The following is a 2246-nucleotide window of genomic DNA, read 5'->3' as shown; positions in this document are numbered from 1 at the left end:
AAGAAAATTTCGATTTTAGAACGCGGGAATTATGACTAGATATCCATCAAATTAACACTAGAGAGGTCGTTGTGGTTGACAAGTTGACGATTCTAGTAATTTAAAGTGAAACTAATCTACTGACGACCCCACTAAAATAGGCAATAGGCATAAGTATAAAAACACGATTAGAACTCGGGATAGAAGCTTTCATATTTTCCGATAGTCACTATTTTACAAGGTTTACAAATGTTGCTTGAGTAGTTATTATTTTTTAAGTGATTTTACTTTAGTAAGAATAGCAGCTCCAACCAATAAAATAAGACCAATAACGAGATAAACTAGATTAGTTGATTCTCCAGTATTTGGAAGTCGTTTTGAAATTTCTTTAGCAATTTTGTTAGGAAGATTTTTCTCTGCTTCAACTGCTTTTGACTTACTAGATGATTGAGTTGTATTATTGGATTTATTTACTTTTGAAGTAGAGGTACTTGATTTAGTGCCACTGTTACTTGATGTAGTCGTATTTTTATTTTCAGACGTTGTTGATTGTGTTGTTGACGTTTCTACACGATAGAAATAATCATTTAGGTTACCGGAGTTGTCGCTCTGACCAATTAAAATTCGTTCTTTCGTTTTATCTGAAGCATCTTGGTCTGATGCCTTAGCGCCAATAGGCATATAGGCTAATCCGTAGTGTCCCACTGCAGATGTAGTGACATCAGCGTTGAAACCACCGCGTGTTTTATCTTTCATAGCTGTAAATTGGCTAAGTTGACCATTTCCGATACTACCTGTGATTGCCCCATTTTTATCAATTGTTAGGACTTGACCGTTATTATTTTTCCAAGTTCCAGCCACTGTTTCCCAAGTAATAGTCGAAGTTGATGTTGTAGAGCTTGAATCTGTACCTGATGCGCTTGTTGACGTTTCTGTTTCAGAAGCTGACGTACTTGTTGATGTTTCTGTTTCAGAAGCTGACGTACTTGTTGATGTTTCTGTTTCAGAAGCTGACGTACTTGTTGATGTTTCTGTTTCAGAAGCTGGCGCACTTGTTGATGTTTCTGCCTCAGAAGCTGATGCGCTTGTTGATGTTTCTGTTTCAGAAGCTGGCGCACTTGTTGATGTTTCCGTTTCAGTAGTTGAAGAACTTGGTGTAGTCCCAGGCGCAGCGTAGCGTCCGTTTTTGACTTGGAAGGTTGCAGACTCTCCAGTGTACCAGTAAGTTACTCCGTCAGTAGTTGTTGATTCCCAATCAAATTCATTGTAGAGGACAACTTTGTAAGTGCCATCTGGGAGACTACCGATATAAAGATCGTCATGGTTTGATGTTTGATTGTTTCTCAAAGTAAGAAAGACTGGTCCCTGGGTAGCAGCAATTTTCCCTGTATTAACATCAATAACATCTGCAGCGAAGTTGATAAATTCTGTAGGAAGGCTATCGACGCTACCGGTAACACGAATCAGATTGCCAGTTGTTGTTTCAGTTAATGAAACTGCAATAGAGCTTTTTACCTGACTCGGTTGTGTAGTAGATGGGCTAGTTGTATTTGTAGCTGCTTCTTCAGCAAAGGTAGGAACGGATATTCCAGCCGATAGAAGAGCAAGAGTTACTGCACTTGTAAATAAAAATTTCTTTGATTTCATATTATTCTCCTGTTTAAGTTCCAAAGGAATAGACAATGGTCTTTTTATAGACCGAGTGAACTATAACCGTCCTTAGTTTTATTTTAAACAATCTGATTTCAACTTTTTTTATATTATATGTCTAGAGATACAGATAATGTAAATGTGATAGTAGTCTTAGTAACCACTTTTTGTCATTCTAATTGACATTATAAAAAAGAGACGGTTATCCTATTTATTGGTGGACCAAATAGATGATTTTATTGTACCTCCGATTTATATTTAAAGAATTTATGATTATCAAAATATAAATCCTTAATTTAATAATAAAACAAAATAGATCAAAAACTTCCAATCGAACGTAAAAGTTCATTTTTTCTAAAAACGATTTAAATAGGAAAAAAAGTAAACATATAGGTTCGCAACTTTCCAATTTAGGAAATATGAAATATAATAGATACAGGAGAATAACGAAAAAGGAGTTTTATATGACAGAAACACAAGGTATTAGTGGAAAAGTTTTTAAATATCTTCGAGAAAAACGTGGATTATCCTTAAAAGAAGCAGCAGCTGATACAGTGACTCCACAATTTTTAGGTCGATTTGAAAAAGGGCAGTCAAGTTTGTCAATTGATAATTTT

General features: G+C 35.4%; 2 protein-coding genes. One reads left to right on the top strand and one right to left on the bottom strand.

Annotated elements, in window-relative coordinates; all coding sequences use genetic code 11:
* Positions 1-246: 246 nt before the first annotated feature.
* On the bottom strand, positions 247-1626 hold the full coding sequence (locus tag ACQRDX_RS09190) for a DUF6287 domain-containing protein (RefSeq protein ID WP_427896588.1): 1380 nt from the start codon (positions 1624-1626) through the stop codon (positions 247-249).
* Positions 1627-2048: 422 nt separating this feature from the next.
* Here ACQRDX_RS09190 and ACQRDX_RS09185 point away from each other — a divergent pair.
* The coding region (locus ACQRDX_RS09185) for a helix-turn-helix domain-containing protein (RefSeq protein WP_427896586.1) at positions 2049-2246 on the top strand (198 nt) is incomplete at its 3' end.

Origin of the sequence: Streptococcus sp. SGI.013 (genome assembly GCF_050315295.1) — a bacterium.
Taxonomy (GTDB): domain Bacteria; phylum Bacillota; class Bacilli; order Lactobacillales; family Streptococcaceae; genus Streptococcus; species Streptococcus porcorum.
Note: the sequence above shows the minus strand (reverse complement) of the source record. Positions and strands in the feature narration are given on the sequence as shown.

What these genes read in the sequence shown, in the direction of transcription:
- ACQRDX_RS09190 (WP_427896588.1), bottom strand. Translation starts at nt 1,626, where the DNA reads ATGAAATCAAAGAAATTTTTATTTACAAGTGCAGTAACTCTTGCTCTT.